Origin of the sequence: Mesorhizobium sp. B2-4-19 (assembly GCF_006441315.1) — a bacterium.
Taxonomy (GTDB): domain Bacteria; phylum Pseudomonadota; class Alphaproteobacteria; order Rhizobiales; family Rhizobiaceae; genus Mesorhizobium.
In genome coordinates this window covers 612,150-634,837 of sequence record NZ_VFUV01000001.1, presented here as the reverse complement: position 1 = coordinate 634,837, position 22,688 = coordinate 612,150, and the positions used below count along the sequence as shown (strand labels likewise).

28 protein-coding genes are annotated in these 22,688 nt (G+C 63.2%); 12 read left to right on the top strand and 16 right to left on the bottom strand.

Annotated features, from left to right (window positions below; genetic code table 11):
- Nucleotides 1–7: 7 nt before the first annotated feature.
- Together FJ546_RS03040 and FJ546_RS31475 are read left to right on the top strand one after the other, a co-directional pair.
- Nucleotides 8–262: a cytochrome C oxidase subunit IV family protein gene (locus FJ546_RS03040; RefSeq protein ID WP_140887946.1), complete on the top strand. Its 255-nt coding sequence runs from the start codon at nt 8–10 to the stop codon at nt 260–262.
- A 75-nt stretch (nt 263–337) separates the two neighbouring features.
- Nucleotides 338–487: a hypothetical protein gene (locus tag FJ546_RS31475; protein ID WP_246686725.1), complete on the top strand. Its 150-nt coding sequence runs from the start codon at nt 338–340 to the stop codon at nt 485–487.
- 195 nt (nt 488–682) lie between these two features.
- Here FJ546_RS31475 and FJ546_RS03030 read toward each other — a convergent pair whose 3' ends face one another.
- From FJ546_RS03030 to FJ546_RS31470, 6 genes are all read right to left on the bottom strand, one after another.
- Nucleotides 683–1,111, bottom strand: a complete 429-nt coding sequence (locus FJ546_RS03030) for an HD domain-containing protein (protein WP_140887944.1) — start codon at nt 1,109–1,111, stop codon at nt 683–685.
- A gap of 11 nt (nt 1,112–1,122) precedes the next feature.
- Entirely contained in the window at nt 1,123–2,136 is a 1,014-nt protein-coding gene (locus tag FJ546_RS03025; protein ID WP_140887942.1) for an ATP-dependent DNA ligase, read from the bottom strand.
- 63 nt (nt 2,137–2,199) lie between these two features.
- Entirely contained in the window at nt 2,200–3,798 is a 1,599-nt protein-coding gene (locus FJ546_RS03020) for a DHA2 family efflux MFS transporter permease subunit (RefSeq protein ID WP_140887941.1), read from the bottom strand.
- On the bottom strand, nt 3,795–4,751 hold the full coding sequence (locus tag FJ546_RS03015; RefSeq protein ID WP_246686723.1) for an HlyD family secretion protein: 957 nt from the start codon (nt 4,749–4,751) through the stop codon (nt 3,795–3,797). Before FJ546_RS03015 ends, FJ546_RS03020 begins: the two co-directional genes overlap by 4 nt.
- A gap of 264 nt (nt 4,752–5,015) precedes the next feature.
- Complete coding sequence (locus tag FJ546_RS03010; protein WP_246686722.1) at nt 5,016–5,237, bottom strand: peptide ABC transporter permease; 222 nt, start codon at nt 5,235–5,237, stop codon at nt 5,016–5,018.
- The gene (locus FJ546_RS31470; protein ID WP_246686721.1) at nt 5,234–5,455 is read right to left on the bottom strand and encodes a hypothetical protein; all 222 of its coding nucleotides are present in this window, start codon (nt 5,453–5,455) and stop codon (nt 5,234–5,236) included. Before FJ546_RS31470 ends, FJ546_RS03010 begins: the two co-directional genes overlap by 4 nt.
- Between FJ546_RS31470 and FJ546_RS03000 the strand changes: the two genes are divergently transcribed.
- The 5 genes from FJ546_RS03000 (at nt 5,433) to fghA (ending at nt 9,486) form a co-directional block, all read left to right on the top strand.
- Nucleotides 5,433–6,389: a TOBE domain-containing protein gene (locus tag FJ546_RS03000; protein WP_246686720.1), complete on the top strand. Its 957-nt coding sequence runs from the start codon at nt 5,433–5,435 to the stop codon at nt 6,387–6,389. The two genes, FJ546_RS31470 and FJ546_RS03000, sit on opposite strands and share 23 nt — an antisense overlap.
- Before the next feature lie 120 nt (nt 6,390–6,509).
- Entirely contained in the window at nt 6,510–6,746 is a 237-nt protein-coding gene (locus FJ546_RS02995; RefSeq protein WP_181167787.1) for a hypothetical protein, read from the top strand.
- A complete protein-coding gene (locus FJ546_RS02990; RefSeq protein WP_140887937.1) occupies nt 6,743–8,362 on the top strand; it encodes a GMC family oxidoreductase in 1,620 nt (539 codons plus the stop codon). The genes FJ546_RS02995 and FJ546_RS02990 overlap by 4 nt, the downstream gene beginning before the upstream one ends.
- Before the next feature lie 12 nt (nt 8,363–8,374).
- Entirely contained in the window at nt 8,375–8,506 is a 132-nt protein-coding gene (locus FJ546_RS31885; RefSeq protein ID WP_281405640.1) for a hypothetical protein, read from the top strand.
- Nucleotides 8,507–8,613: 107 nt separating this feature from the next.
- Entirely contained in the window at nt 8,614–9,486 is an 873-nt protein-coding gene (fghA, locus tag FJ546_RS02985) for an S-formylglutathione hydrolase (RefSeq protein ID WP_140887936.1), read from the top strand.
- Nucleotides 9,487–9,510: 24 nt separating this feature from the next.
- Here the strand turns inward: fghA and FJ546_RS02980 are convergent, their stop codons facing one another.
- The 6 genes from FJ546_RS02980 to FJ546_RS02955 all read right to left on the bottom strand — a co-directional run bounded on the left by FJ546_RS02980 (nt 9,511) and on the right by FJ546_RS02955 (nt 16,151).
- A complete protein-coding gene (locus FJ546_RS02980) occupies nt 9,511–10,443 on the bottom strand; it encodes a nucleoside hydrolase (RefSeq protein WP_140887934.1) in 933 nt (310 codons plus the stop codon).
- Between the two features lie 11 nt (nt 10,444–10,454).
- A complete protein-coding gene (locus tag FJ546_RS02975) occupies nt 10,455–11,468 on the bottom strand; it encodes a nucleoside hydrolase (RefSeq protein ID WP_140887933.1) in 1,014 nt (337 codons plus the stop codon).
- A gap of 10 nt (nt 11,469–11,478) precedes the next feature.
- Nucleotides 11,479–12,465: an ABC transporter permease gene (locus FJ546_RS02970; protein WP_140887931.1), complete on the bottom strand. Its 987-nt coding sequence runs from the start codon at nt 12,463–12,465 to the stop codon at nt 11,479–11,481.
- Nucleotides 12,453–13,493: an ABC transporter permease gene (locus FJ546_RS02965; protein ID WP_140887929.1), complete on the bottom strand. Its 1,041-nt coding sequence runs from the start codon at nt 13,491–13,493 to the stop codon at nt 12,453–12,455. Before FJ546_RS02965 ends, FJ546_RS02970 begins: the two co-directional genes overlap by 13 nt.
- Nucleotides 13,490–15,007 (bottom strand): ABC transporter ATP-binding protein, encoded by a 1,518-nt coding sequence (locus tag FJ546_RS02960; protein ID WP_246686719.1) that lies wholly within the window; start codon nt 15,005–15,007, stop codon nt 13,490–13,492. The genes FJ546_RS02965 and FJ546_RS02960 overlap by 4 nt, the downstream gene beginning before the upstream one ends.
- Nucleotides 15,008–15,146: 139 nt before the next feature.
- Nucleotides 15,147–16,151 carry a BMP family ABC transporter substrate-binding protein gene (locus FJ546_RS02955; RefSeq protein ID WP_140887928.1) on the bottom strand — a complete coding sequence of 335 codons (1,005 nt, stop codon included), beginning with the start codon at nt 16,149–16,151 and terminating at the stop codon, nt 15,147–15,149.
- A gap of 256 nt (nt 16,152–16,407) precedes the next feature.
- On the opposite strand from FJ546_RS02955, the gene FJ546_RS02950 reads away from it, so the two are divergent.
- Nucleotides 16,408–16,992 (top strand): amino acid synthesis family protein, encoded by a 585-nt coding sequence (locus tag FJ546_RS02950; RefSeq protein WP_140887926.1) that lies wholly within the window; start codon nt 16,408–16,410, stop codon nt 16,990–16,992.
- Nucleotides 16,989–17,567, top strand: coding sequence for an amino acid synthesis family protein (locus FJ546_RS02945; protein ID WP_140887925.1), 579 nt, complete (start codon nt 16,989–16,991; stop codon nt 17,565–17,567). Before FJ546_RS02950 ends, FJ546_RS02945 begins: the two co-directional genes overlap by 4 nt.
- A gap of 20 nt (nt 17,568–17,587) precedes the next feature.
- Here the strand turns inward: FJ546_RS02945 and FJ546_RS02940 are convergent, their stop codons facing one another.
- Genes FJ546_RS02940 through FJ546_RS02930 form a run of 3 tightly spaced genes read right to left on the bottom strand, consistent with a single transcriptional unit; the run spans nt 17,588 to nt 20,061 of the window.
- The gene (locus FJ546_RS02940) at nt 17,588–18,781 is read right to left on the bottom strand and encodes an amidohydrolase family protein (RefSeq protein ID WP_140887923.1); all 1,194 of its coding nucleotides are present in this window, start codon (nt 18,779–18,781) and stop codon (nt 17,588–17,590) included.
- Between the two features lie 43 nt (nt 18,782–18,824).
- Nucleotides 18,825–19,370 carry a MarR family winged helix-turn-helix transcriptional regulator gene (locus FJ546_RS02935; RefSeq protein WP_140887922.1) on the bottom strand — a complete coding sequence of 182 codons (546 nt, stop codon included), beginning with the start codon at nt 19,368–19,370 and terminating at the stop codon, nt 18,825–18,827.
- A 46-nt stretch (nt 19,371–19,416) separates the two neighbouring features.
- Nucleotides 19,417–20,061: an isochorismatase family cysteine hydrolase gene (locus tag FJ546_RS02930; RefSeq protein ID WP_140887920.1), complete on the bottom strand. Its 645-nt coding sequence runs from the start codon at nt 20,059–20,061 to the stop codon at nt 19,417–19,419.
- Here FJ546_RS02930 and FJ546_RS02925 point away from each other — a divergent pair.
- The 3 genes from FJ546_RS02925 to FJ546_RS02915 are packed head-to-tail and all read left to right on the top strand — an operon-like array spanning nt 20,060 to nt 21,954.
- Nucleotides 20,060–20,257 (top strand): hypothetical protein, encoded by a 198-nt coding sequence (locus tag FJ546_RS02925; protein ID WP_140887919.1) that lies wholly within the window; start codon nt 20,060–20,062, stop codon nt 20,255–20,257. The two genes, FJ546_RS02930 and FJ546_RS02925, sit on opposite strands and share 2 nt — an antisense overlap.
- Before the next feature lie 39 nt (nt 20,258–20,296).
- On the top strand, nt 20,297–21,151 hold the full coding sequence (locus tag FJ546_RS02920) for an NAD(P)-dependent oxidoreductase (RefSeq protein WP_140887917.1): 855 nt from the start codon (nt 20,297–20,299) through the stop codon (nt 21,149–21,151).
- Entirely contained in the window at nt 21,148–21,954 is an 807-nt protein-coding gene (locus FJ546_RS02915; RefSeq protein ID WP_140887916.1) for an SDR family oxidoreductase, read from the top strand. Before FJ546_RS02920 ends, FJ546_RS02915 begins: the two co-directional genes overlap by 4 nt.
- A 27-nt stretch (nt 21,955–21,981) precedes the next feature.
- Here the strand turns inward: FJ546_RS02915 and FJ546_RS02910 are convergent, their stop codons facing one another.
- Entirely contained in the window at nt 21,982–22,680 is a 699-nt protein-coding gene (locus tag FJ546_RS02910) for a hypothetical protein (RefSeq protein ID WP_246686718.1), read from the bottom strand.
- Nucleotides 22,681–22,688 lie beyond the last annotated feature (8 nt).

Here is a 22,688-nt window from a genome sequence, read left to right as displayed (position 1 = left end):
CCATGCGATGACCGAGCTTCGAAGCCTCTTCTTCGCCTATGTCGGACTTCTGCTGCTGCTGGCGCTGACTGTCGGCTCGTCCTTCCTCGATCTCGGCGGCTTCAACTCCGCCATCAACCTCGCAATAGCCGCCGCCAAGACAGCAGTGATCGCGCTGGTGTTCATGCACCTGGCAGGCAAAGGCCTTCTTCCCAGGCTCGTCGTCGCGGCGGTTGGGCTATGGCTGGCAATTCTGTTTGGGCTGACGTTGATCGGGCAGTAACCCCCGAGTCTCACCCGACGCAAGCAGCAACTTCGCGTCGTTCCATGCGTTGCACAGGAACACAAGGAGTTGCCGATGCCTCTCAAAGCCTTCGCCCTCAACTGCATTTTGAAGAACTCCGATGACAGCGAAAAATCATCGACCGACCGGCTGCTCGCCGATCTGCTGGCCGCGATGGGTGCCGTACGGCGTGAACGGCGAAATCGTTCGCGCGCCCGATCATGACGTTAGACTGGGCGTCCTGTCGGATATGGGCAAAGGCGACGACTGGCCGAAATTACGCAAGAAGATCGTCGACGTCGATACCTTCATTCTTGGCCTGCCGATCTCGTTCGGCCAGCCATCGAGTGTCGCCAAGCGCGTTCTCGAGCGCATGGACGCATTTCTGTCCGAGAACGCCAGAGGCCAGGCCCGTTGCCTTCAAATGCCCGGTCGCATTGGGAATTCTTCGGCGAGAATTCGCAGGCCTTCCTCATATTTAGCAGTCGAAGCGCCCGTTTGCTGGACCTGCCATAGATTATCCCTGAGGTCCGCCCACTTGACCGGCAACGCCAATTTGTTCGACGCGGCCCTGCGCACGAAGGCGGCGTCATCCTCGCCATCCCATTTGGTCAGCGCTTCGACCGCCGAAACAATCGCAGGGCCAAACCCTGCCTCTTCAAGCCGGCCCCGCGTCCAACCTTGGCCTTTTTCCAGGACATCATGCAGATAGGCGATAACTTTCTGATCGATTGTTTCGACGGCATCGGCCACGCGCCTGCAATGTTCGATGTAGGGTCGTCCCGTCTTGTCTGTCTGTCCCCTATGCGCCTCCTCGGCAATTTTTGCAGCTCGAAAAAACAGGCTCATTTCGGCCTCCATCAATCGATTTGTTCGAACGTGCACTGTTGCGGAGCCTTGTCGGGTCGCCATCGCAACAGCTTGGTTCCGTGCCGGAACCGGTTGCCGGTGACATGGTCGAAGCGGACTTCGACCACCAGTTGCGGTCGCAGCGCTTCCCATTCGCCGCTACGCTCCGTGCTCCAGCGGCTCGGGCCGCCCGGCGCTTTTCCGGTAAAACCGGGACCGCCGCGCAGCTTTTCCAGCTTTCTGGTGAGCGCAGCCCTGCCGTCCTTGCCTACGGTCGATGTGAAGCCGACATGGTCGAGCTCGTGGCGATCATTATAGAGGCCCAGCAGCAGTGAGCCGACCTCCCTGCTGTTGGTCAAATAACGGAACCCGCCGACGACGCAGTCGGCCGTACGCAGCCGTTTCACCTTGACCATGGCGCGTTCGCCCGGCCGATAGGGCTCAGCGCGCGCTTTTGCCACGACGCCGTCAGTCGAGCCGTGGCCAGCCCCTTGCAGCCAACGCTTGGCGACGGCTGGATCGTTGGTGCAGGGCGATAGATGCAATGCGGACTTCGCCATCTTGGCGACGAGGTCTTCGAGGGCCGCTCGCCGCTCGGTCAGGGGCTTGTCGAGCAACACCTCGCCGCCCGGCGCAACCAATATGTCGAACAAAGTGAGCCGGGCAGGGGTCTCCACGCTCAGCCTACGGATTCTGCTCTCGGCCGGATGCAACCGCATCTGCAGTGCGTCGAAGGAAGAACGTCCATTGATTTCGATCGTGATTTCACCGTCGACAACGAAGTCCCGAGCTTCGATCTCACTGAACATAGCCACCAATTCCGGGAAATATCGCCCCAACGGTTTTCCCGATTTTGCGCGCAGCTCGACGCTCTCCGCGTTCTTGAAAACCAGGCAGCGAAAGCCGTCCCATTTCGGTTCATACTGCCAGGAGCCATCGTCGACCGGAAGGCTATCTGCAGCCTTGGCTTCCATGGGGGGAGTGTCCAGCGGCAGTGGATAGGGGTCTTTGGCCACGGCTACGATCGCTCTTCCGTTCTCTGGCCACTGCTTTCGGCAACGATCTGCGATTTCATCTTGCGCTCCGGGCTAGCGCTTTTGAGGTTTCGGTTTGGCGGATTGGAGCAGCAGCGCCAGGGGAACGAACAAAGCGGTCGCAACCGCGCAATAACGGAAGACGTCGACATAGGCGAGCAGCGATGCTTGGCGGGCGATGAGCTGGCCGATCCAGCCGACGGCCTGCTGCTTGGCTTCGACCAGGGGCGAACCCTGGGCGACGAAATGGTCTGTCACCTGGCGAAGCGTTTGTTGATAGGTGACGGACGACTGCACGGTTTGACTCACCAGATTGGACTGATGCAGTTGCGCGTTCTGGGCGATCACCGTGTTGGACAGCGACACGCCGATGCTGCCGCCGATGTTGCGGGCGACATTGATCAAGGCCGAGGCCTGGTTGGTCTGTTGCGGGCGCAGGCCGACATAGGATGCGGTCGAGATCGGGATGAAAAGAAATGGCAGTCCGATCATCATGAACACACGGGCAAAGGCGAAGAAGCGGAAGCTGGCGTCGGGCGCAAGCGAAGTCATGTGCCACAGCGCGACCGCCACCACCGCCATGCCAAGCATGATCAGGTATTTGGGCTGGACGATGCCGGCAGCGAATCCTGAAATCGGCATCATTACCAGCATGGCGATGCCGCCCGGCATCATCGACAGGCCCGAAAGGGTTGCCGTGTAGTCGAAGGCGGTCTGCTGCAGCTGCGGCATCAATTGTGTGGTGGAGAACAGGACGGCGCCAACCGCCATCATCACCAGGAAAGAGGTGCCGAATTGGCGCGTGAACAACAAACGTATGTCGACGACCGGGTCGTCGCGGCTCAGTTCCCATGGAATGAGCAGCGCGAATGAGATCGCCGAAATCACCGCGAAAATGGTGATGAAGTTCGACGAAAACCAATCGTTGCGCTGCCCCTCGTCAAGGAAGATCTCCAGGCTGCCGAGCGCCAGTGCGACCAGCAGGAAACCAACCCAGTCGATCTTGAGGCCGCGGCGCAGCCGATCCTGGCGTTCGCGCTCGAGGACTTTCGGTTCGACCAATAGCCATTGCACCAGCGCCAGCGACAGGATGCCGAACGGCACGTTGATGAAAAAGATCCAGTGCCAGGAGAAATTGTCGGTCAGCCAGCCGCCGAGGGTCGGCCCGACCGTTGGCGCGACAATGACGGCGATGCCATAGAGGGCGAATGCCTGTGAGCGCTTTTCAGGTGGGAACGTGTCGGCCAGAATGGACTGTTCGCTGGGTGCCATGCCGCCTCCGCCGAGGCCCTGTAGGATCCTGAACAGGATGAGCATCGGCAAATTGGTTGCCAACCCGCACAACAGCGAGGCGACGGTAAAGGTCGCGACACAAAGCATGTAATAACGCTTGCGGCCAACGATGCCGGCAAGCCATCCGCTGACTGGAATGATCACGGAATTGGCGACGAGATAGGTCGTGATGACCCAGGTGCTTTCGTCCATGCCAGCCGCCAGGCTGCCGGCTATGTTGCGCAGAGCCACGTTGGCAATGGAGGTATCGAGTACCAGCATGAACGTAGCGATCGAGACCACGACCGCGATCAGCCAGGGATTGCGTCCGCCGGCAGCGGAACGGCTTTCGTCCTGTTCGCTGATCGCCTCGGCGGTCATTGCACCTTGACCGTCGGCACCACCGACAGGCCAGGGCCGAGGAGCACATCAGGCGGATTGTCGAAGACGATCTTGACCGGCACGCGCTGCACGACCTTGACGAAATTGCCGGTGGCGTTTTCGGCGGGCAACAGGCTGAAGGCGGTGCCGCTGCCGGCCTGGACGCTGTCGACATGGCCGTGGAAGGTCTTGCCGGGATAAGCGTCGATACCGATGTCGACCGGCTGCCCGGCGCGCATCAGGTCGAGTTGGGTTTCCTTGAAATTGGCTTTCACCCAGACCTCGTCGGGAACGAACATCATCAGCACCTGACCCGGCTGGGTGTAGGTGCCGAGGGCCGCTGAAATGCTGGTTGCTCGTCCGGCCATGGGCGCGGTTATGGTGGTGCGGGTAAGCGCCGTTTTGGCCTGATCTTCAGTGGCCTGTGCCTGCCGGAGCTTGGCCTCGCTGCTTTTGGTCTGCGCCCGCATGACCGAGACTTGGCTCTTCGCTGCCGCCACCTCGGCTTCAGCGCTGTCCAATGTTGCCTGGTCTTGCCGCAGCGTCGACGCTGCCTGCTGCGCCTGCTGCTGCGTCACCGTGCCCTTCGTCAGCAATTCGCGATTGCGTTGGTCTTCGGCCTTGGCGAAATCGAACGCTGCCTGGGCGAGCGCCACTTGCTTCTGCGCCGCGTCGATCTTGGAACTCTGCGCCTGGATCTGGGCAGCGATGTTGGAAATCTCCGCTTGCGCGGCGGCGACGCCGGCGTCGGCCTGTTCGAGTGAAGCGCGATAATCGCTGTCGTCGATGCGCAACAGGACATCGCCCTTCTTCACCGGTTGGTTGTCTGTAACGGTGATGTCGGTGATGCGTCCGGCGATTTCTGCGCTGACCGTGACCGTGCGAGCATCGATGAAGGCATCGTCGGTGGATTCGTACTGACGCGCATTGAGCCACCAGAGGACGGTGCCCACGACAACAACTATCAACACGATGACAAGAGCAGCAGTAACGAAAGGGTGACGTCTGGGGAAACCGAGCAAGGAGGCACTTTTGACCTGGTCAGTGCCAGCCCCTGCCTCGCCATCGGACTTTCCATCGCGTCCATGGGGCTGGCCCGGCTCTTTCCGCGCCTCGTCGTCGCGGTCGCTTTCTCTTTCAGGTCTCTCGACTCTATTATCCACGGGAACGGCTTTCAGGCTATCGCGGCTTTGTCGACGCTGTCAGGCGGACGCAGATCAACGACGGGCTTTGGTAAAGGTTCCTGTCTCGAGGTACGGGACGGCAGCCGCGCAGGACGCTAGCCGATCGCAAAAACGCAGCACGATTGCCAGCACGATGATGCCGACCAGCCCGGCTATGAAAACGATCCGGCGCGTGCGCGTTCTCAGGATGATTTCGCCTTGCCTTGCGTCCTGTGCGGAAAAGACTGGCCCTGGCTTGTCGTCTTCGGTGTTCATCGTTGGGCATCCGGAGCTGTTGCTGGAGCTGTGTAACGCCGAGGTACCGCGTCGAGCACGACCTTGCGGCTCTCCTGCGACGACAATGTCTCGTCCTTCTCGACGACAGTCGTTTCGAGCGCCAGGTCTTTGTCCCTGATCTGGTGCCGGAACCAATCGGAATAGTCGCCGGCGCGCAAATGATAGTCCCGGGTCTTGTCGTCGATACCTTCGGCCATCTGGACAAAAATCATCAGATTGTGCGCGCGCCAGGCTCATCATCTTGTCGGGACCCTTGAAATAGAAACCGGCTTCATCAAGCAGTCCTTCGGCATATTTACGGCTGTGCCGTTTGAGCGACTGGCGCGGCGCGATTGCCTTCACGGTTATTGGTGTCTTGCCCGTTTGCGAGCGCCAGAACAGCACGCGGTCTCCTTTCGGCGAGGGCATCTGCTTTGGCAGTTCAGTTCCTATTTCCCGGCAGAATGTCTTGATTACGCTCTTGGCGTTCGGGCCAAGAGCGATCACGACGGTCGCCAGCCGCAAGACAAGCTGTTCCTCTTCGACGAGCCGCTTTCCAATCTCGATGCAAAGCTTCGTGTGGAAATGCGCACGGAGATCAAGCGCCTGCACGAGCGTCTGGGCACCAGCATCGTCTATGTGACGCATGATCAGATCGAGGCGATGACGCTGGCCACCAAGGTGGCGGTGATGAAGGGCGGCCACATCCAACAGTTCGCCGATCCTCGCACCATCTATGAACGGCCCGCCAACGTGTTCGTCGCAAGTTTCATCGGATCGCCGGCGATGAACTTCCTGCCCGGGCGCCTGGTCTCGGACGCGAACGGCGTGCGTTTCGCATCGGGCGGCGTGTCGGTCGCATTGCAGGCCGGCAAGCGGCCGGTTCAATCCGAGCGCCCGGTGATCCTGGGCATACGGCCTGAAGAACTAAAGGTAGTCGGGCGTGATGAAGCTTCGGTCACGGGGGTGATCGATGTCGTGGAGCCGACAGGGCCGGAAACCATGGTGACGGTGCAGGTTGGCGAACAGTCGATCATCGCCCGCCTGCAGCCGAGGTTTACAGGCCGGCGAAACGAGCCGATATTCCTTGCCGTCGATCCGGCCAGCGTCAACCTGTTCGACCCCGGCAACGAGCAGCGCATCGATATTTAGGGGCCAGACGCCAGGGCGCTTCCGATATCGTCGGCGAGAAAGCAACCTTTTACCCCGACGCCTTCCCAGAGGGGCATCGGGCGATCGATCATTCATCAACCACGCATCATACCACATTGCATGACAGCCACCGAAGTCTGGTCTATCAAGGCTGTTATCGACGTAGCGGGCACCGGCGTCGACATCTTCGCGCACTATAGCGCCGGCGCTGCCGCCATGACGGCCGCCGCCCGACACTTCGCGCTCAATGCGGCGGTTGCCGAGGCTTACGCGGGACGGTATCGCCTGTGTGGCGACATCAACCAGGCGATGATTCCGATGTGCGAGCGCATCGCGGGACAGCAGGTACGCATGTGAGCGCAACTTCATCATCCCCTTTCGGCGATTACGACTACGTCATCGTCGGTGCCGGCTCCGCCGGCTGCGTGCTCGCCAACCGGCTCTCGGCTGATCCGCGCAACCGGGTGCTGCTGCTCGAAGCCGGCGGCAGCGACCGCTATCACTGGGTCGATATTCCGATCGGCTACCTCTTCTGCATGGGCAATCCGCGCACCGATTGGATGATGAAGACCGAGCCGGAAGCCGGTCTCAACGGACGCAGCCTCAGCTATCCGCGCGGCAAGGTGCTTGGTGGCTGTTCGTCGATCAACGGCATGATCTACATGCGCGGCCAGGCCGCCGACTATGAGGGCTGGCGACAGGCCGGCAATGTCGGCTGGGGTTGGAACGATGTGCTGCCGTATTTCCGCAAGTCGGAAGACTATCACGGCGGCGAGAGCGCCATGCATGGCAGCGGCGGCGAGTGGCGGGTCGAACGGCAGCGTCTGTCCTGGCCGATCCTCGACGCGTTCCGGGACGCCGCCGAGGAACTCGGCATTCCCCGCACCGACGATTTCAACACCGGCACCAATGAAGGCTCGGGCTATTTCGAGGTCAACCAGCGGCAAGGGGTGCGCTGGAACACATCGAAGGCGTTTTTGCGCGGCATTGCGGCACGTCAGAATCTGCGCGTGGTGACGGGGGCGGAGACCGAACGGCTCGAATTCGACGGCCGGCGCGTCATCGGACTGGTCTTCCGCCAGGGCGACCGCCTGCACAGCGTCAGCGCCGGACAGACCATCCTTGCAGCCGGTGCCGTCAACTCGCCGAAGATCCTCGAACTGTCGGCGGTCGGGCGCCCTGACCTGCTTTCGAGCATTGGCGTGGATGTTCGACGCGCCTTGCCGGGCGTTGGCGAAAACCTGCAGGATCATCTGCAGATACGCACGGTTTTCAAGGTCGCCAATGCCGCGACGCTTAACCAGCGCTATCACAATCTGATCAGCCGCGCGGCGATGGGTGTGGAATATGCGCTCAAACGCAGCGGGCCGCTGTCGATGGCCCCGAGCCAGCTCGGCATCTTCGCCAGAAGCGATCCTCGGCTCGCAACACCTGATCTGGAATACCACGTGCAACCGCTGAGCACCGACCGTCTGGGCGAGCCGCTGCATCGCTTTCCCGCGGTCACCGTGTCGGTCTGCAATCTGCGCCCGGAAAGCCGGGGTACCGTGCATATGGCATCGTCCGATCCGCGCGAGGCGACGAAGATCCGGCCGAACTATCTCTCCACCGCGGGAGACCGCAGCGTCGCGGTCGCATCACTGCGCCATGTGCGCAGCCTGATGAAGGCACGGGCCGTGGCACGCTTTGCGCCCGAAGAGATGCTGCCCGGCACGCAATTTGACAGCGACGAAGACCTCATCCGCAAGGCCGGCGATATCGGTACGACGATCTTTCACCCCGTAGGCACCTGCAAGATGGGTTCGGACTCGATGGCGGTGGTCGACGACCGGCTACGCGTTCACGGGCTTGCCGGACTGCGCGTGGTCGATGCCTCGATCATGCCGACAATCGTCTCGGGCAACACCAACTCTCCGGTCGTCATGATCGCGGAGAAGGCAGCGGAGATGATCTTGCAGGATCCACGCCAATAATGTCGCGGCGATATGCGGCATTCTGCGGATGACGAAGCCGCCGCGACCCACGCTGGTCACCGCTTCGCGCGCGAAATGGACGAATACGATATCGGCGATGCGCTGCCGTTCCGGCGGGAAGTGACGGCCCTGTCGGCGGAATAGGCCGGAGCTGCCCTCGCGACCATCGATCCAATCCATCAGGGTTGCCGCGGTCCCGGCCCATGCCGTAGACAGGCGGCCGTGAAGGACGTTGGCGGAGAAGAAACAAGATGTCGGACCGGATGAAGACCCTCTCCTCGGCCAAGTCGCATGGCGGCGTGCAGGGCGTCTATTCCCATGCTTCGTATGCCTGCTCTTGCGACATGATTTTCGCCGTCTTCGTGCCGCCGCAGGCCCGTGAGAAACCTTGCCCTGTCGTATGGTACCTCTCCGGCCTCACCTGCACCCATGCCAATGTCATGGACAAGGGTGAGTACAGGCGCATGGCCGCGGAGCTTGGCCTGATCATCGTCTGTCCCGACACCAGCCCACGCGGCGCCGACATTCCCGACGAGAAGGACAATTGGCAGTTCGGCAGTGGCGCCGGCTTCTACGTCGATGCGACGCAAGCGCCTTACGCCACGAACTACCGCATGTATTCCTATGTCACCGAGGAATTGCCGGCGTTGATCGCCCGGGAATTTCCGGCCGATATGACGCGCCAGGCGATCTTCGGCCACTCGATGGGCGGGCATGGCGCGCTGACGATCGCGCTCAAGAATCCCGAACGCTTCAAAAGCTGTTCGGCCTTCGCGCCGATCGTGCAGCCAAGCACCGCCGGCTGGTCGTGGCCCGCCCTCGAAAAATATCTCGGCGTCGATGAGGCGTCATGGCGGGGCTACGATGCCACCTTGCTCATCGAGGATGGCCACCATTTCCCCGAGTTTTTCGTCGATCAGGGAACGTCTGACGGCTTTCTCAAGGACGGGCTGAGGCCCTGGTTGCTGGAAGCGGCCTGCGCCAAGGCGGGCATTGCGCTGACCTTGCGCATTCAGGATGGCTACGACCATTCGTATTTCTTCATTTCGACATTCATGGACGACCATCTGAGATGGCACGCCGAAAGATTGTCTGACCCGGTTCCTGGCACCGGGCCACGCTGAAGCAAGGGAATATCCCCGAGAGGGCTAATTCCGCAGCAGGTCGAACATCAGCTTAAAGAAGCGGTCGGCGTCGACTTCGTGGGCGATGCGCGCATTGTCCTTTTCGCCGCGCTCGCCCCAGAAATCGGCAACCGTGGCGCCGAACGCATAGGTGCCGGACAGATCGACCCCGATATGGGCCGGCCGCGTGCGCACCAGTGTCGGATCGATAGCCAGCGCCAGCGCGAGCGGATCGTGCATGGCGCCGCCGACGCCCATCGAGTTGCGGTGCAGCTTCTCGTAGAACAGCAGCCAGTCATTGACGAGCTTGCCGAGCGGCGTGTCGATGGTGGCGAGTTCGGCATATTGCGGCGCCTCGATCAACACCTGCATCGTGACGTCGAGCCCGACCATTAGGATCGGCACGCCACTGTCCAGCACGATCTTCAGCGCTTCGGGGTCGCAGAAGGCATTGAACTCGGTCGGCGTGATGATCTCGCTCTTGCGGTAGAAGACGCCGCCCATCCAGATCAGTTCCTTGATCTTGGGCAGCACGTCACGGTGCTTGAGGATCAGGAGGCCGATATTGGACAGCGGGCCGGTGGCGACGACCAGGATCGGTTCGGGCGCGGCACGCAGCTTGTCGGCCAGGAAATCGACGGCGTGCTTGTCGACCGGCTTGATCGTGGCCTGCGGCAGATAGGGTGAGCCCTCGAGGCCGCTCGGACCGTCGGCGGTGCCGAGCACCAGCGGCCGTGCCAGCGGGCGGTGACACCCCTGCGCGACTGGCACGTCGCCGGCGCCGATATATTCGAGGATGCGCAGCGTATTGGCCGTCGTCTTCTCGACCTCGGCATTGCCGCAGGTGGTGGTGACGCCAAGCAGTTTTATCGCTGGCGAACGATGCGCCATGACCAGCGCAATGGCGTCGTCATGGCCGGGGTCGCAGTCGAACAGGATGGGAGTGGCAATGGTCATTTTCTCGATCCTCACGCCGCTTGTTCGTAGCGCGCGATGGTTTGCTTGAAGATGTTCAGGAAGCGGCGGCCGTCGAGATCGGTGCAGATGCGCGTGGTCTTCGGTCCGCCGCCGGGCAGCAATTGCCGGCCGCGATGGGCAACCGTCTGCCCACGCGCAAGGCGCCCGTCCAGCACGACATCGACGAAGAGCGGTTCGGTCATCGTCGCAAGGCTGGGGTCGAAGGCCAGCGCCACGGTGATCACGTCGTCCATCGGGAAGCCGACCAGGTCGAAGAACTCGCGCCAGATATCGATGTAGATCGGGAAGCTGTCGGCAATCATGTCGAAGACGGCATTCTTCCGGGCAACGGCCTGCATGTCCGCGATGTCGTCGCGCGTCAGCATCGAGGCGGCGACGCGGTTGTCCTCGCAGATGTCGAGCGGCACCAGGATCTTCTCGACATCGGCATTGAGCACGATGCGCGAGGCTTCCGGATCGGCCCAGATGTTGTACTCCGACAGCGGCGTGATGTTGCCGGGCGTCTGGAAATTGCCGCCCAGCACCAGCAGCCGCCTGAGCGCGCCCGTCAGGCGCGGCTCCTGCAGCAGCGCCATCGCCGCATTGGTCAGCGGCCCCGTCGTCACCAGCGTGATCTCGCCCGGATTGGCCATGACCGTATCGATGATGAAATCGACCGCGTGCCCCGGCGTTGCCGGGCGGGAGGGTGGCGGCGCCGGCGGGTTGAATTTCTTCAGCCGGTCGCCGAAGCGGGCGACGAGCCGCTTCTCGAAATGCACCGGCGCCTCCATGTCGGCCTTGGCGTTGCCGACGATCGGCCGCCACGCGCCGGCGTGGACCGGTATGTCGTCGCGCCCGGCAAGCGTCAGCGTGTTGAGCACGACATTGGTGACCTGTTCGATCGGGCCGGCGGCACCGGTGACGGTGGTCACGCCTTCGAGCCGGAGATTCGGATTCGCCGCGGCGAACAGCACGGCCAGAATATCGTCGCCGGCAGAATCCACGTCGAGGATTATGCGTTCCATGAGAGTTCCTTCATTGTGGATTTTCGTCGACCGGGGCGCTGTTCCTGTCCACGGACAGCAGTTTCTGCATCGACGCCAGCGTCTCCCTGATGATTTTTGACCGCGCCCGGTAAGAGAGCGCGAACAACGCCGTCAGCGCGACGACATAGGGTACGGTGAGCACCAGATAGGACGGGAAGCCGAATGTCTGCAGGCGCAGCGAGAAGGCATCGGCAAAGCCGAACAGCAGGCAGCCGGCCAGCACTTTCAGCGGATCGCCATTGGAGAAGATCAGGATCGCCACCGCCATGAAACCGCGGCCCGAGGACATGTTCTCGGTGAACATGGTGATGTAGCCGAGCGACAGATGCGCGCCGGCCAGTCCCGCCAGCAATCCGCACAGCAGCGAGGCGATGTAACGGACGCGGGTAATCGAGATGCCGAGCGCCTCGGCGGCTTCGGGCTTTTCACCGACGACGCGGATATAGAGGCCGAGCCGGGTGCGTTTGTAGAACAGCACCAAGAGCGGCACGGCGATGAACGCGACATAGACGATCGGTGTGAAGCCGGAGATCAGCGGCGCCCATGAGCCGAGCAGCGCCTGGGCGCCTGGTACCTGCACCTTGGGCAGGCCGACAATGCCGTGACCGACGATCGATCCGCGCGTGCCGAAGATCGCTTTCATCAGCGAGATCGTCATGCCGCCGGCAAGGATGTTGAGCGCCAGGCCGACGACCACCTCATTGGCCCGGAAGGTTACCACCAGCACGGCAAAGGCAAGCGCGAAGGCAAGGGCCGCGGCGACGCCGCAGGCGACGCCCGCGAATGCCGAACCCGTCCAGATCGAGCCGATGACGGCGAAAAAGGCGCCAGCCAGCATCTGCCCCTCGAGGCCGATGTTGAAGATCCCGGCCTTGGTGGTGAACGACCCGCCAAGCGCGACCAGCAGGATCGGCGCGGTTGTGCGAAGCGTCGCCGCGATCAGCGCGACGTTGATCAGCCTGTCTAGAATTTCCATCGCCGCTCCCCGGCCTGGCTGTCGCCACGGCGTTTGATCAGGACCTGCGCCGATACGCTCAGGATGATCAGCGCCTGGATCACGGTGATGATTTCGCGCGACGCACTGGTGTCGACCTCGAGCAGCAGCGACCCGCTGCGCAGCGCGCCGAAGAACAGCGCCGTGACGATCGTGGCGACCGGCGAGCCGTTGGCGAGCAGGGCGGCGATCAGCCCGTCGAAGCCGAAGCCCGGTGCAAAGCCCTCCATGAAGCGGTGATGCACGCCGAGCGTTTCGACGCCGCCGGCGAGGCCCCCGACGGCGCCTGAAAGTAGCAGCACGACAAAGCCCTGCCGCTTGACGTTGACGCCGCCATATTCGGCGAATTTCGGCGCCGACCCGACCATCGTCACGCCGTAGCCCCAGCTGGTGTAGCGGAAGATCAGCGCCACGCCGACCGCCAGCAGCAAGCCGATCACCAGCCCCCAGTTCAGTCGCGAGAAGGAAAAGATCTCCGGCAGATAGGCCGTCGCCAGGATCGGCGGCGTCTCCGACCAGCCGCCGGGCCGTTTGAACAGGAAGATGGTGAAATAGGAAGTGAGCAGCACGGCGATGTAGTTCGACAGGATGGTCGAGACGACTTCGTTGGTGTTGTAGCGGGCGCGGAAAAAAGCGGGGATGGCGACCCAGGCCGCGCCCGCGACGACCGCGAGCGCCAGCGCCGCCAGCGTATGGATGCCCGCGGGCAGGGAGAAGGTGAAGCCGACCCAGGCGGCGGCAAATCCGCCGAGGAACAGCTGGCCCTCGATGCCGACATTGAACATGCCGCCGCGCAGGCCGATGCAGGCCGCGACGCCGCAGATCAGGATCGGCGTCGTCTGCAGCAGGGTGCCGGTAATCTTCTCCTGGTCGCCAAAGGCGCCGCGCAGCAGCGTCATCAGGACACGCACCGGGCTTTCGCCGACCAGAAGGATGATGATCGCCCCCAGCAGCAGAGCTACGCCGACTGCGATGACCTGGCCGGAAAAGGCGCGCAAACGGTCGTTCATGTGGGCTCCAACTGCTGCGATATGCCCGCCATCATCATGCCGATCCTGTCTTCGTCGGCATCGTCGCCGGCGACTTCACCCATGATCCGCCCGTTGAACATCACCAGGATGCGGTCGGCGAGCGCCGCCAGTTCGTCAAGCTGCACGGAAATCAAGAGGATGGCACGGCCGGCCGCGCGTTGGCGCATGATCTCGTCATGGATGGCCTCCTGGGCGCCGATGTCGACGCCGCGCGTCGGCTGGTCGATCAGCAGGAAGTCGGCGCCATTGGTGAATTCGCGCGCCAGCACCACTTTCTGGATGTTGCCGCCGGAGAGCCGCTTGACGGCGTCGCCGGCTCCTTGCGCGCGAATGTCGAAGCTCTTGATCAGCGCCCCGGCATTTTGCGCGATCGCTTTCCAGTCGAGCACGCCATTGTGGCTCCACGGCGCGCGGTAATGGCGGCCCATCAGCGTGTTTGCCGCGATCGATGCATTGCGATCGACTCCGCGCACCATGCGGTCGCCCGGGACATGGGCAAGACCCGCGTCGCGAATCGCGGCGGGGGAGAGCGTGGTGAGGTCCTGGCCTTTCAGCCAGGCTTCGCCATGGCTTGCCGGCCGCAGGCCTGAAAGCACTTCCGCCAGTTCCGTCTGTCCATTGCCGGCGACGCCCGCAATTCCCACCACCTCGCCGGAGCGAACGGCAAAGCTGGCGCCACGAACGGCCGGCAGCCGGCGATCGTCGCGCGCCCACAGATCCTTGACGTCCAGCACGATGTCGCCGTCGAGCGCCGCGCGCGGCCGCCGGTCGAAACTGACCTCGCGGCCGACCATCATGCGCACCAACTCGTCCTTGCTGAGTTCCGATGTCGGTTGGGTCGCCACCTTGCGACCGTTGCGCAGCACCGTCACTGTGTCAGACACCTCCATCACCTCTTCCAGATGGTGCGAGATGAAGATCACCGTCATGCCCTCGGCCACGAAGCTGCGCAGCGTCTGGAACAGTTCGCGGCTCTCCTGCGGCGTCAGCACGGCGGTCGGCTCGTCGAGGATGATGGTGCGGGCGCCGCGCACCAGGACTTTCAGGATTTCGATGCGCTGCTCGATGCCGACCGACAGCAGCCCGACCCGCTCGGTCGCATCGACGTGCAGTCCGAAACGCTTCGACAGTTCCTGCGTGCGTGCGATCTGCGCGGCATGGTCGATCAGCCCATGACGACGGATTTCCATGCCGAGAAACACATTGTCGGCGACCGAGAGCGAGGGAACCAGCTTGAAGTGCTGGTGCACCATGCCCAGCCCTGCCTTGATGGCGGCGGCCGGGTCGGCGACCACCGTCGCCTCGCCGTTCAGCCGGATCGAGCCTTCGTCCGGCTGCAGCAGCCCGAACAGGATGTTCATCAACGTCGTCTTGCCGGCGCCGTTCTCGCCGATAATCGCGTGAATCTCGCCCCGGCGCACGGCAAGGTCGATGCCGTCATTGGCAATGAAGGCGCCAAAACGCTTGGTGACGCCTGTCAACTCGACGGCCATCGCGGCTGTGCTGTGGAGGGTCGGGGACCCCGGCGCGTTCGACAAGATGCTCTCGCAGATTGGGGGGACGCTGATCCGCCACGGCATGCCGCGACGGATCAGTGTAGCGCTTTCTTGGGAGGGATGCGCTGTCGCTGGCTTATTTCGCCTTGGCGATCACGATCTTGCCGTCGAGGATGCCCTTCTTGATCTCGTCGAGCTTAGTGGTCACGTCGGCCGGGATCTTCGGCGCGATATCGTCACAGACCTTGAACTCGACGCCGCCCGATGCCAGGTCGAAGGTGCGGGTGCCGGCGGTGACCTTGTTGCCTCCGACCTCGTTCTTGATCAGCGTGTAGACGGCGATGTCGCCGCGCTTCAGCATGCTGCCGAGCACATTTCCGGGGGCAGAGCCGCACATGTCGATATCGACGCCGATCGAATATTTGTCGGCGGCGGCACTTGCCTGCATCACACCTTCGCCTGTCGGGCCGGCGACGTTGTAAACGATGTCGGAGCCCTGGCCGTACAACGCCTGGGCGAGCTCGCTGCCCTTGGCCGGATCATCGAACGTGCCGGCGAAGACGGAGTTCACCTTCACATCGGGCGCCGCATATTTGGCGCCCTGCTCATAGCCGCCGAGGAAGTTGCGGATGACCGGGATGTCGCGGCCGCCGACGAAGCCGATTGCCTTGCCGTCGCCGATCTTGGGAAATTCACTGCCCTTGGCCTCGATCATGCTGGCCAGCGCGCCGGCGACGAAGGAGCCCTGTTCCTCTGCGAAATTAGCGTAGATCATCTTGGGATTGTCGAGCACGCCGTCGATGAAGACGAAGCGTTGGTCGGGATATTCCTTGCTGACCTTCTGCAGCGAATCCACCAGCTCCCAGCCCATGACGAAGATGAGGTCGTACTGTTTGCCCTTGGCCAGGTTTTCGAACTGCTCCTGATAGTCCAGGGCGCGATTGCCGGTATCGACCAGCTTGAGGTCGATGCCGAAATCGGCCTTGGCCTTGTTGAGGCCGTTGACGATCGAAACGCCGAAGCCCTGTGCGAAATATCCCGAGATGGCGGCCACCGAAACCTTGGCCTGTGCGGCGGCCGATCCCAACGAAACGGCCAGCATCGTGCCGGCCAGAAACAAACTCTTGAGCGCCCTTTTCATGTTATTCCCCTTCAGCTTTTTTCAGCTTTTGAAGCCACGCCTTGACCATCCCCCACATATCGCCGGAAGGCCGAACGAGTTCGTTGATGGTCATATGAGTTTAGGAGTGGCCAAACTGGCTGTCAATCGCCATCCGATACAGTTTTCAAGGCCCGTCATTGGCGTCCTCCACCTCTGTGCTTGACAAATATCGGCGATGCATAATTGTTGATACTCTAACGAGTTTTCATGAGTGACGTGACGAAGGATACGTGCAATGCCAGCTGTGTTGGTCAGGAAATTTCTGGTCCAGGTCGAGGAGATCTTTCATGAGGGCGGTCCTCCCGCCGCACGTCCGCCCAAGCGCGGCGCGATCGTCGCCGTCATCGCCAACCCCTTTGCCGGACGCTACGTCGAAGCGATCACCGGCTTCATGGAGGATCTGAAGCCGCTCGGTCTCGAAATGGCGCGACGCCTGATCGATGCGATGGGCGACGGCGTCGCCGCTATCGAAGGCTATGGCAAGGGCGCCATCGTCGGCGCCGCCGGCGAGCTTGAACATGGCGCGCTGTGGCACAATCCGGGCGGCTACGCGATGCGCGAACTTCTCGGCAATGCCAAGGCCATCGTGCCGTCGACCAAGAAGGTCGGCGGCCCCGGAGCGCGCATCGACATCCCGATCACCCACATCAACGCCTCGTACGTGCGCAGCCATTTCGACGCGATCGAGATCGGCGTTGGCGATGCGCCGCGCAGCGACGAGATGGCGGTCATCCTGGCGATGACCACCGGTGCCCGCGTTCATGCACGGGTCGGCGGCCTGGCGGCGGCCGACATCAAGGGTGGCGACGGATTGCGATGAACCCGAATATCCGCCGCATCATCACCATCGTCGAGGAGACACGGATCGAAGGCGGCCGCGCGGTCGACCCGCCGACGCGGCGCGCCGCTGCGATCGCGGTGATCCGCAACCCTTATGCCGGCACGTTTGTCGAGAACCTGTCGGCGCTGAGCGATATCGGCGAAACCCTTGGCGACATCCTGCCCAGGCGGGCGGTCGCCGCACTCGGCATTGCCGCCGATCAGGTCGAAAGCTTCGGCAAGGCGGCCGCTATTGGTGCCGACGGCGAGCTTGAACATGCCGCCGCCATCCTTCATCCAAAGCTCGGCGCCCCGTTCCGCGATGTGCTGGGCAAGGGCGCCGCGCTCATTCCTTCGTCGAAGAAACGCGGCGGTCTCGGCGTGCCGCTCGACATTCCGCTCGGCCACAAGGACGCTGCGCGGGTGCGCAGCCATTTCGACGGCATGGAGGTTCGTGTTCCCGATGCACCGCGCGCCGACGAGATCGTCGTAGCCATCGCCGTTACCGATTCCGGCAGGCCGCACCCGCGCGTCGGCGGGCTGACCAAGGACAAGATCGTCGGGTCGACGGTGTGAGCTGATGCCGGCGAAGGCTATTACGCAGCCTTGATTTCCGGCACTCGCATAGCCGGTGGGGTGTTGCGGCTCCGGCCGGTCCGCGCCTCGCCGTCGATGACGACCATGCCGATGCCCGGCAAATTGCCGAGCGCCACGCTGTCGAGCAGCCCGTCGCCGGCGCCGCCGATCGCCTGATCGATGAAGATCAGGTCGGCGGCACGGCCGACCTCGATGATGCCGCGATCAGCCAGCCCGCGCACGCGCGCCGTGTTGCCGCTGGCAAGGCAGAACGCCACTTCCGGCGCAATGCCGCCCAGCGAAGCCAGCATGGTCAGGGTTCTGAGGATGCCGAGCGGCTGGACGCCGGATCCGGCCGGGCTGTCGGTGCCGAGGATGACGCGCGAAAGTTCGCCGCGCTGCCTCGCCAGGTCGAGCACGAACAGGCCCGTGCGCAGATTGCCATTGTGGACGATTTCCAGCGCGCGCGAACCGTTCTCGCAGATCTGCCGGATTTCGGCTTCGGGAAGCGCGGTCGGTCCACCATTGACGTGGGCAACGATGTCGGCGTCGACCTCAAGCACGACATCGGCGCCGATGCGGCCGGAGCCAGGCAGGGACGGACCACCCGTATGGGTCATCGAGGTCATGCCGTATTTGCGCGCCCAGGCGATCATCTGCCGGCCGGTCGGGCCATCCTTGACGCCGCCAAGTCCGACCTCGCCGACAAGTGTCACGCCGGCTTCGGCGAGATATCGGAAGTCGTCCTCAACCAGGCCGTGTTCCAGGATCGGAGCGCCTGCCAGGATCTTCATGCCGTTGGGGCGGAAGTTGGAGAAGGTCCGCTGCGCCGCGATCGCCAGCGCCTTCAGCCCGATCAGGTCGCGCGGCCGCCCTGGCGTGTGGACCTCTCCAGCCGAAATGATTGACGTGACGCCGCCATGCACGGTCGAATCCATCCAGCCGATCTGGTTCTGCCTCGGCGTCCAGTCGCCGGCTACCGGATGGACATGGTTGTCGATAAGCCCCGGCGCCACCGCGCAGCCCATCGCATCGATGATCGTCGCCGCATTGCCGCCATCGACGTCGCCTGCCTTGCCAATGCCTGATATACGCCCGTCGGTCACGACGATGGTGTCGGCATCGAGGATCGGTTGGCCAAGGTCACCGCTCAGCAAGAGGCCGATATTGCGGACGACGAGCGTTTTGGCAGACGACTTGGGGTCGGGCGGCATCGGTTCTCGCTTCTGCTGGTACGGAAAAGGGTCTGGAGGCGGCCTATTTGCCGCCGTCTCCATTCGTTGGATCGTCGTCATTGATGCGCTTGAGCAGGCGGAGCAACGTCACCTGTTCGGCGGGTGAAAGTGGCGACAGGAAGCGCCGCCCGACCTCGACGCTGCGAGCGAGCCGCTCGAGCGTGTATTCGGTCCCTTTTTCTGTCAGCGCGATCATCGACAGGCGCTGGTCGGTGTCGGAGGCGCTGCGCGTGATCAGCCCGTGTTTGAGCAGCTTGCGCATGACGATGCTGATGGTCGACGGGTCCATTGCCGTCAGCCGGCCGAGATGGTTCTGCGAGACCTCGCCATGTTTGAGGATCGTGGCAAGGGCCGCGAACTGGGTCGGCGACAGATCCTCGCCGGCCATGACCTGCTGGAAACGCAGAGTCGCGCGCTGATGCGCCTTGCGGATGACGTGCGCCGGGTGCTGGTCCAACGCGTATCCGGTCTCGGCGTATCGCTCCAGCACCTGCTCGCGGCTCAATGGTTCGGCATTGCCGCGCGGCTTCGCGGTCGCGCTTTTCTCGGATTTCTTTTCGGTCGTCAAACCGGACTCCTGTTGCCTTTGTCGGATGCCGCCGGCCCTGGATGGTTCACGCCGCGACTTCGATCGGTTGCAGCGACGTCCCATCGCGAAGCGCCGCGACGACATCAGTTGAATCGCTGACCACGCCGAAATGCGTCGCTATGTCGTAGAGCGAGCTTTCCTGCTCGCGCGGTCCGGTCGCCGCGCAGCAATCGCTCGGCACGACCACTTCATAGCCCTGGAAAAATGCGTCGTGGACGGTCGATCGCACGCAGATGTTGGTGACCACGCCGAAGATGACCAATTGGTCGATCTGCATGTCCTTGAGCGTCAGGTCGAGGTCGGTCTGGAAGAAGGCCGAGTAACGCCGCTTGATGACATGGATCTCGTCATCGCGGGCGCCGAGATCCTCGATGATCTCCGGTCCCCAGCTGCCTTCCAGGCAATGCGGCGTGCGCTTCACCCATTCGCGCTCGCGGCGCATGCCCGGCCGGTGCGCATCGTGAACCCAGATCACCGGCACGCCGCTCGCGCGGGCGGCCTCTATAATGGCCAGCTGCGGGCCGACCAGCGTCTCGTATCCAGGCAGGACCATGGCCCCGCCCGGTTTGCAGAACTCGTTGACCATGTCGATGACGATAATGGCTGCGCGCTGTGGATCAAGGCGCATAGCGTCATCATGCCGATGTGAGGAAAAAACGTCCACGGCCATGGCGGACTCCTTTGGTCGATCGTTGATGCTCATACAAAAAACCCTGGCGGATGCCAAGTCAATCCCGTTCGACGCAAAGCTGTGGCCACCGGCCTTGCGCACGCCGCTGCGACAAGCGTATGCGCTATTCGTCCAGCGCGATATGGCCTTGACAGGGGATGGCAATCATGTGCTCGATTTGTATGACCATCAATGATATTCAAGCCGCTGAGTTTGCCGCGCCGAGGGCCCTGACATGAGGACGATCGTCACCGGAGCCAGCGGCCTGCTTGGCCGCCACGTCGCCGAGGCCTTGCTTGCCGCCGGCCATGATGTGCTGGGCATCGACACTGTGGAACCGGTCGGGGGCGCATGGCGTCACGCCACCGCCGACCTGGCGGATCTGGGTTCGGCCCTGCAGCTGGTGCGCGAGTGCGATGCCGTCGTGCATGTCGCGGCCATTCCGCGTCCGACCGGGCGCGCCGGCGGCGAGGTGTTCAGGACCAATGTCGCGACCGCCTACAATGTCGTCGAGGCCGCCGCCATGGCCGGTATCGGGCGCTTCGTCTATGCCTCGTCCTTCAGCGTCTTCGGCTATCCCTTCTTCGAGAAGACGGTCATTCCGCCCTATCTGCCGGTCGACATGAACCATCCGGTCGGCGCCCAGGACCCCTATGGCCTGTCGAAATGGCTGGGCGAGGAAATCGTCGACGCCGCGGTGCGGCGCTGCGCCTTCTCGGCGGTCAGCATCCGCATGCCATGGATACAGACCCCGCAATCCTTTTTCGCCGGCGTCGGTCCGCGCCGCGCCACCGCCGACAGTGCTCGCGACCTGTGGGCCTATCTCGACGCGCGCGATGCCGGGCAGGGTTTTCTGCAGGCTCTGGAATGGCAGGGTGACGGCCATCTGCGCGTCCTGCTCAGCGCAGCCGACACCTTCATGGAGGAAGAGACCGAAGCGCTCGTGCGCCGCGTCTATCCAGGCGTCGCCCTGTCGCGGCCGATCGCCGGTTTCGGATCCGTGCTCGATACGATCCATGCGCGCGAGACGCTCGGCTTCGTCCCGGAGCATTCATGGCGTTCCTACCCGAAGCCGGAGACCAAGGGATGAAACGGTTCGAGCAGAAGAAGGTCCTTGTCACCGGTGGCGCCGGCGCCATTGGCAGTGCCGCGGTCCGGCGTTTCCTCGACGAGGGCGCGCGGATCGCCATTGTCGACCGCAAAGGCGCGGCTGCGCGCGAGCTGGCCCGCTCTCTCGGTGACAACACCATCGCCATCGAAGCCGACGTCACCGACGAGAAGAGTGTGAGGGGCGCCGTCGAAACCACCGTCGAGACATTGGGCGGGCTGGATGTCGTGTTCAACAATGCCGGGATTTCGGGCGTGGTCGCTCCCGTTCACGAGCTGCCGGTCGAGGATTGGGACACCATCATCCGCATCAATCTGCGCGGCATCTTCCTCGTCCTGCAGGCCTCGCTTCGGGCCATGATCGAGGGCGCAGCTGGCGGCTCGATCGTCAATATGGGGTCGTCCATGGCCGGCTGGGACGTGCTTTCGGGCGGCGCCGGCTATGCCGCATCCAAACATGGCGTCGTCGGGCTGACGCGGGTGGCCGCACTCGATGCCGCACCCTACGGGATACGCGTCAATGCCATCTGCCCGGGCGTGATCGAGACCACGCTCGGCGTGCCGGCTTCCGGCGATGGCGATTTCAAGAGCAGCGTCCAGCATTTCGCCGACCGCATCCCGTTGCGCCGCATCGGCCAGCCAGACGATGTCGCGGCCGCCGTGGCGTTCCTCGCCTCGGACGAGGCAAGGCACGTCACCGGTGTCGACTGGCTGATCGACGGCGGCCAGACATTGCAGAGCTGGGCCAACGCGCCGGCCGGCGACGCGTTTCCGAAGTATCGCTAATCTTGATCTCACGCCTCAGCTGGCGTCTCAAAGCCTCTTCGGCGGCATCGCCTGGATGATCCGGACCGCAAGATCAAGATCGGCAAGCCCGCCTGAAAGCGGCGTGCGCGGCTTTGCCCCCGCCAGGATGCAGGCGGCGAAATGCTGCCATTCACGGCGGAACGAGGTGTCCGGGATACCCGGTATGATACGCTCGGACGCGGTTTCGGCTGCCGCCTCGCGCAAGTGGACCGTCGCCGAGGCATTGCGGAAATAAGGGTTCTGGAATTCGATCCGCACCTCGTCGCGCTCGCCATGGACGTGGATCCACTCGTCCCACCATTCATACTGGGCAAGGGCCATGTCGAAGAGGCAAGGGATGCCGCCATAGTCGAGCACGGCCAGCAACTGGTTCGGACCGGTCTGCTGTGCGTGGACCACGCGGTCCGGCGTGCCGAAGGCGCCGCGCATGACGGCAAGGTCGTGGCTGCTGAGGCCTAGCAGCAAGAGATAGAGGTCGCGATAGCCGGCATGATCGGTCCCGAGTGCCGCCTCGACGCGCCTGGCGACGGCATCGCGTCCCGCCGAAAGCACGTCCGCCGGCACGTCGGCGATGCGGGTCTGCGCGTAGAGCTTGCCGTAGCGGTCGAAGCGGCCGGCGAAATCATGGACATGGATCGACTTCGGCCGCCCGACGGCGGCAATGCGCTCCAGCCCGGTCTCATAGCCGGGATCGTAGAATTTCATGTAACCGA